The organism is Alcanivorax sp., from assembly GCF_014762765.1.
GTDB lineage: Bacteria > Pseudomonadota > Gammaproteobacteria > Pseudomonadales > Alcanivoracaceae > Alcanivorax.
Genome location: NZ_JABURH010000111.1, coordinates 45683 through 51733 on the forward strand (window position 1 = coordinate 45683; position 6051 = coordinate 51733).

The following is a 6051-nucleotide window of genomic DNA, read 5'->3' on the forward strand; positions in this document are numbered from 1 at the left end:
GCCACCGCATCCGCCTTCGGATTGGTGAAGCTGTGCTTGACGCCCGGGAAGCTGAGCAGCTGGAAGTCGGCGCCGGCTTCGGTCATTTCCTTGACGAAGCCGGTGACCTGTTCGGCGGGAATCATCGGGTCGGCCTGGCCGGTGGCGGCGAGAATACGCGCCTTGATGTCACCGGGTTGGGCCGGAGTGTCGGTGCCCAGGGTGCCATGGAAACTGGCCACGCCGGCCAGGTCGGTGCCCATGCGGGCCTGGTTCAGTACTACGCCACCGCCGAAGCAGTAGCCGATGGCGAACAAACGGCCTGCTTCCACCTGCTGCTGTTTCAGCATCATCTTGCGGGCGGCTTCAAAGCGGGCGTTCATTTTTTCCGGCTCGGCCATGGCGGATTTCATGAAGGCTTCCGCATCCTTCGGGTGAGTGGCCACCTTGCCGGTGCCGTACATGTCCACCGCCAGAGCGGTATAACCGGCCCGGGCCAGCATGCGGGCCCGGTCGCGGGCGTAATCATTCAGTCCCCACCATTCGTGGATCACGATGACCCCGGGCCCGGGCTTTTTCTGCTTGTCATTCAGATACATGACGCCGGTGCCCAGATCGTCGGGCAGGGTGACCTGGGTTTCAATGATGTCGCTGAACGCGGTCTGACTCATCATAAACAGGGATACCAGCAGCAGAAGCCGTTTCATTGCAGATCCTTCTTGGCAGTTTGAATTATTTGTCGTGCCACACCCAGCGCAGCGGTTCGCCGAAATCATCATAAATCAGCTTGCGAGTGGGGCGGTGGTTGAGTCGTTGGCGGCGCGGTTTGTGCTTGCGCGCGTCGATGGTGGCGGCCACCTGGCTCAGGTCGGTGCGCTGGGGCTGGCGGGGGCCGTTGAACAGCACAGTCTGGTGCCCTTTCCCGTGCACAGGATCGGTACCACTGACGCCGCGGGGGATTTCCTTGATCTCTCCGCCCCTGGACAGATAGCGCTCCATATCGCGCTCAAGCTGATGGCGTTGCTGTTCTTTGCTGCTGCGAACCTTCACAGGACTCACCGCCGGGTAATAATGGGTGACCGTTCACAATATCAGCCTCTGCCGAAGGCATCTACCTCCTGGCGGAGCTCACTGATTCAATGCATCACGGATGGCGGCTTCCAGCTCGCCACCGCGCGGTTCCGCCGCTGCCGGGAAATGGCGAATAAAGGAGCCGTCTGCGGCTACCAGGTACTTGTTGAAATTCCAGCCCGGCGCCTGGGTGGCGGTGCCAAGGGCCCGGAATACCGGGTTGGCGTTATCACCCTTTACCGCACTGGTGGCGGCCATGGGGAAGGTGACGCCGTAGTTCACATAGCAGACTTCCGCAGTGTCGGACTCGCTGTTCAGCTCCTGGCGGAAATCATCCGAGGGGAAGCCAATCACGATCAGGCCCTGCTCCCGGTAGGTCTGATAAAGCGCTTCCAGATCCTTGAACTGCGGGGTGTAGCCGCACTGGCTGGCGGTGTTCACCACCAGCGTCAGCCTGTTGCGGGTCAGAGCACAGAGATCCAGGGTCTGCTGGGAATGCAGTTTCCTGACGGTGGTATCCAGGGCGTCGGCACAGCCATCTGCTGCCTGCACCGCGGGTGTCAGTAAAAAAGCTAACAATAGCCCCAGATAGCGCGCCATGACGATCTCTCCATGAAATTGTCTGCACAGGATTCACGAAAGCCGGTCAAGATGGCGCGAAGGGGGTCACATTATCGAGCAATCAGTGCCGGGGTATCGAAGTGCACCTGTTTCAGGCCATGGCGCATGAAGGTGCGGATATTGGCGTGGTCGGTGCCCTCCGGGTTCTCCAGAACATCGTGGCGGAAGAAATGCCCGAAGCAGGCCAGGGTCTGCTCATCAGAGAGGTTGTTGAGTTTGGCGAAGGCAAAGATCTTGCAGGACCCTTCATTAGTGCCTGCCTCATTCACCACCTGATCGTCACCGCTGCCATTGGTAAAGCGGGCAGGGGTGTAGTCATAGTGCTCGGCGATGACCTCTTGAACCTGCTCGAAGGCAACGGCATCGGGAACCAGTTTCAGAGCAAACAGCAGCGTTTGAAGGGAATTGCTCATGGGGAGTCCTGTTCCGGTCAGAGAAAGGCGCAAAGGGTAGCTGCATCATCGGAACAGGGGAAGGGGGAACTATGGTTACCCGTTGGAGCTTTGTTCACAAAGCGAAGAGGTTGCCTAACCACTTTGGGTATTCGCCTTGCCAGCAAGGCTCCAACGGTGGGTGCTGGCCCGTTCTTCTTTCAGAGAGCCCGTTACTGCAGCGCCGGGTCTTTCGGCAGTACCATGCCGGTGCCTTGCAGTGGGTTACAGTTCTTCAGCACCACTTTGCCTTCCAGCATGTTGCCCCGGGAGTATTCGCGGAAAATGCATTCGTTGGTGTTCGGATCGTAGTTTTCAATCCACAGATTATCGCCCTTCCAGGTGGCGCTGATGTGGTACTGCTCTTCCGGTACCTTGATGTTCATGGTGCCGCCAAAGCGCTTCACAAAAATCTGTTCCAGCCAGAAATAATAGGCCAGGGTCGCTACCAGCCAAATCACCACAGCGATGATCAATGCCGGTTTCCATTTACCCAGACGAACACCAATGCCGAACAGGGCGCCGATGACAAGTGCTGCAACGAGAAACCAGTAAAGGTAGGTAATCATGTTTTCTTCCTTGTTGTCTTGATTGTCTCTGGCATCATATCAGCCAGTAAAAAGTTGGATGTAAAAACCATGCAAGAGTGGTGGGTGTATATGCTGCGCTGTTCGGACCGGACACTCTATACCGGTATCAGCACCGAGCCGGCCCGGCGCCTTTATGAACACAACCACAGCCCCAAGGGGGCACGTTACACCCGAGCCCGCCGGCCGGTACAGCCGGTGTTGCTGGTGCCTGCCGGTGATCGGGCATCGGCCTCGCGGCTGGAAGCTCGCCTCAAGCGGTTGACCCGTCGTGAAAAACAGCAGTTACTGGCGAACCTGCGCGCCGAGAAGCGCAAGGAACCGCTGTCATTCTGGATTGAAGGAGCAGAACCATGACACTTTGGCGTAGCCTTTTTCTGGTCATGCTGGCCGGCTGGCTCAGCGGCTGTGGCATCAACAATATTCCTACCTACGATGAGCAGGTCAAAGCCGCCTGGTCGCAGGTGGAAAATCAGTATCAACGCCGGGCAGACCTGATTCCCAACCTGGTTAACACCGTGAAGGGCTATGCCAGTCACGAGAAGGAAGTGCTGGTGGACGTGACCCAGGCCCGTGCCAAGGTGGGCTCCATCCAGGTTGATGGCAATATGCTCGATAATCCGGAAAAGCTGAAACAGTTCGAGCAGGCCCAGCGCCAGCTCGGCTCTGCCCTGCAACGGTTGATGGTGGTGGCGGAACGTTACCCGGACCTGAAGGCCAACCAGAATTTCCTGGCCCTGCAGTCACAACTGGAAGGCACAGAAAATCGCATCAGCGTAGCGCGCCGTGATTACATCGCCGCCGTGCAGCAGTACAACACCGAAATCCGGACTTTCCCCGGGCGGCTGTGGCACAGCTTCCTGTACAGCGACATGGAAATCCGTGAAACCTACGAAGCCACCGCCCAAGAGGCGGATCAGGCGCCGGCCGTCAGCTTCGAATGATGCGCTTATTCACGCTGCTGATCCTGTTGTTGGCGTCGCCCTTGTGGGCGGCGCCGGAATTTCCTGAACTCACCGGCCGGGTGGTGGACAACGCCAACCTGATGACCGCCGCCCAGCGCCAGAGCCTGACCCAGGCACTGGCCTCGGCGGAACAGAACACCTCCAACCAGGTTGTCGTGGTAACACTGGCAGATCTGCAAGGTTACGAGATCGCCGATTACGGTTACCAGCTGGGCCGCCATTGGGGAATAGGCAGCAAGGAATCCGATAACGGTGTCCTGCTGATCGTGGCTCCCAAGGATCGCAAGGTGCGCATCGAAGTGGGTTACGGCCTGGAAGGGGTGCTCACCGATGCGCTTTCCAGTGTCATTATCCAGCAGGAAATCCTGCCCGCCTTCCGTCAGGGGCAGTTCTATGGCGGCATCCAGGCCGGTGTCACCGCCATTCAGTCGGCCATCAAGGGCGAATATCAAGGCGAACGCCAGCCCCGCGACAAACCCAGTGGCCTCAAGGCCCTGCTGATACTGATCGGCATGGTAGTGGTCACCTTTCTGCTGTCCTTCGGGGGCGGTGGGGGCCGGGGTGGCCGCCGTGGCGGCATGTTCCTGCCGGTGCCTATGGGCGGCTTTGGCGGCGGTGGCGGTTTCGGTGGCGGCGGCTTCGGCGGCGGCGGTGGTGGATTCGGAGGCGGCGGCGCCTCAGGAGGTTGGTAAATGTTGCTGGATAAGAACGCACAGGAAACCCTGTCCCGGACCATCGGTGAACAGGAAAAACGCACCGACGCGGAGCTGGTCACAGTACTGGCTCGCCAGGCAGACGATTACCGCTACGTAACCCTGTTGTGGGCGGCCCTGCTGTCCCTGCTGGTGCCGGCGGCCCTGCTGTTCCTGCCGGTCTGGCTGACCCCCTTTGAAGGCCTGCTGCTGCAATGGGGCGTGCTGCTGGTGCTGGCGGTGCTGTTCCGGCTCAAGCCGGTGCAGTTCCGGGTGGTGCCGCGCCGCCTGCAACGGATGCGCGCCGCCGGCCTGGCCCGGCAGGCGTTCCTGGAGCAGGGCCTGCACCGCACCCGTGGTGGCACCGGCCTGCTGATCTTCGTCAGCGAAGCGGAACACTATGTGGAAATCCTGGCGGACCAGGGCATTGCCCGCCATGTGGACGACAGCGAGTGGCAGACCATCGTTGATGCCTTCATTGCCCGGGTGAAAGCCGGCCGGGTGGCGGAAGGCTTCCAGGAATGCGTGGCCGCCTGCGGCGACAAACTGGCCACCCACGTGCCCGCCACGGAACAAAAAAATGAGCTGCCCAACCACCTGATCGTACTCTGACCGATGAATGGTTAACTGCTTAATTTTATTGAGAAAAAGCCTGCCCTGTGCAGGCTTTTTTACTGTTAAATCAGGCAGTTGACGCACTTCGCATTTTCTTGAATATGAGCAAACAGGGTTATTGCACCCTGTAACGGCTTCCGGTAACAAGGTAAAGCAAACGTAAAATGCACGAATAAAAAATACCGATACACCCCGAGAAAAGGGTGGACGGTCGTCACCTCAAAGCAGGGTCGCCATGGGCCTTGATGTAGCTGCTTTGACACAGCGAGGAGAGAGACGATGAGACTGTTTCGCGAAAAGAGCGCTGCTGCCATCCCCCCGGTGTTGATCACCGAATCCAACGACGTGGAGCGCCTCAAAGCCATCGCCCGCAACACCGCCGCTTTCGATCTGGGCGTCCAGGACGTGGAGTGGGAAAACGACCTCCCCGATGATCACGGGTGCATGCGCTTGAAACTCAGCGGCGACTATTACTTCGTGATCCGTCCCTGAGCGGCTAGTGCCGTTAAGCCAGAGGGCGAGCGTTAATCCCCTCTGGCATACCCCGAAAGCCATGATAAAGTCGACCCTGAATCACATTTCTTGATCGCAGGGAGCGACACATGAAAACCCTTTTGCTTGCCGGCGCTACTTTCGGCGCTATAGCATTTTCTTCTTCTGTTTTTGCCTCTCACAGTGTCTATGGCGTCCTCAAAGGCGGCTGGACCGACCTGGATGACCGGGATATCCCCTCCGAAGTAGATACCACCGATTACACCTTCTCGCTGCTCGGTGGCGTCAGCTTCCCCCTGGCTCGCGATACCTTCTCCGTCGGTGTGGAAGGCGGCGCGGTGTGGCTGGGTGACTACGGCGACGGCAATGAAGTCGATATCTCCGGCATCGAAGCCGCCGCCATCGGCAAGGCCCGTATCGCCACTGGCACCGACCTGTTCCTGCGCGCCGGCAGCCTGGCCTGGGACGCGGAATTCGATCACGGCACCGACGAAGACGGCGTCGATGCATTCTGGGGCGCCGGCTTCAGCTACGGCCTCGACAACCTGAAATTCCGTGGCAGCGTGGACCGCTATTCACTGGATGAGGTGGATGTGGA

The 6051-nt window shown here is 59.2% G+C and carries 11 protein-coding genes; 6 read left to right on the forward strand and 5 right to left on the reverse strand.

The genetic code is table 11. From position 1 onward, the window contains the following. From HUJ17_RS07050 to HUJ17_RS07070, 5 genes are all read right to left on the reverse strand, one after another. Positions 1 to 686: dienelactone hydrolase family protein (locus HUJ17_RS07050; protein WP_290510029.1), on the reverse strand; the 686-nt coding region annotated here is incomplete at its 3' end. A 25-nt stretch (positions 687 to 711) separates the two neighbouring features. Further along, positions 712 to 1029 (reverse strand): hypothetical protein, encoded by a 318-nt coding sequence (locus tag HUJ17_RS07055; protein ID WP_290510030.1) that lies wholly within the window; start codon positions 1027 to 1029, stop codon positions 712 to 714. A 78-nt stretch (positions 1030 to 1107) separates the two neighbouring features. After that, positions 1108 to 1650 carry a glutathione peroxidase gene (locus HUJ17_RS07060; protein WP_290510031.1) on the reverse strand — a complete coding sequence of 181 codons (543 nt, stop codon included), beginning with the start codon at positions 1648 to 1650 and terminating at the stop codon, positions 1108 to 1110. A 71-nt stretch (positions 1651 to 1721) separates the two neighbouring features. After that, positions 1722 to 2084 carry a HopJ type III effector protein gene (locus tag HUJ17_RS07065; RefSeq protein WP_290510032.1) on the reverse strand — a complete coding sequence of 121 codons (363 nt, stop codon included), beginning with the start codon at positions 2082 to 2084 and terminating at the stop codon, positions 1722 to 1724. Between the two features lie 191 nt (positions 2085 to 2275). Further along, positions 2276 to 2671 carry a hypothetical protein gene (locus HUJ17_RS07070; protein ID WP_290510033.1) on the reverse strand — a complete coding sequence of 132 codons (396 nt, stop codon included), beginning with the start codon at positions 2669 to 2671 and terminating at the stop codon, positions 2276 to 2278. A 69-nt stretch (positions 2672 to 2740) separates the two neighbouring features. Between HUJ17_RS07070 and HUJ17_RS07075 the strand changes: the two genes are divergently transcribed. From HUJ17_RS07075 to HUJ17_RS07100, 6 genes are all read left to right on the forward strand, one after another. Further along, positions 2741 to 3046: a GIY-YIG nuclease family protein gene (locus tag HUJ17_RS07075; RefSeq protein ID WP_290510034.1), complete on the forward strand. Its 306-nt coding sequence runs from the start codon at positions 2741 to 2743 to the stop codon at positions 3044 to 3046. Continuing rightward, a complete protein-coding gene (locus tag HUJ17_RS07080) occupies positions 3043 to 3633 on the forward strand; it encodes a LemA family protein (protein ID WP_290510035.1) in 591 nt (196 codons plus the stop codon). Before HUJ17_RS07075 ends, HUJ17_RS07080 begins: the two co-directional genes overlap by 4 nt. Continuing rightward, positions 3630 to 4346: a YgcG family protein gene (locus HUJ17_RS07085; protein ID WP_290510036.1), complete on the forward strand. Its 717-nt coding sequence runs from the start codon at positions 3630 to 3632 to the stop codon at positions 4344 to 4346. The genes HUJ17_RS07080 and HUJ17_RS07085 overlap by 4 nt, the downstream gene beginning before the upstream one ends. Beyond that, a complete protein-coding gene (locus HUJ17_RS07090; protein WP_290510037.1) occupies positions 4347 to 4958 on the forward strand; it encodes a TPM domain-containing protein in 612 nt (203 codons plus the stop codon). Between the two features lie 282 nt (positions 4959 to 5240). Further along, positions 5241 to 5453 (forward strand): hypothetical protein, encoded by a 213-nt coding sequence (locus HUJ17_RS07095; protein ID WP_035249117.1) that lies wholly within the window; start codon positions 5241 to 5243, stop codon positions 5451 to 5453. Between the two features lie 110 nt (positions 5454 to 5563). Continuing rightward, the coding region (locus tag HUJ17_RS07100) for a hypothetical protein (protein WP_290510038.1) at positions 5564 to 6051 on the forward strand (488 nt) is incomplete at its 3' end.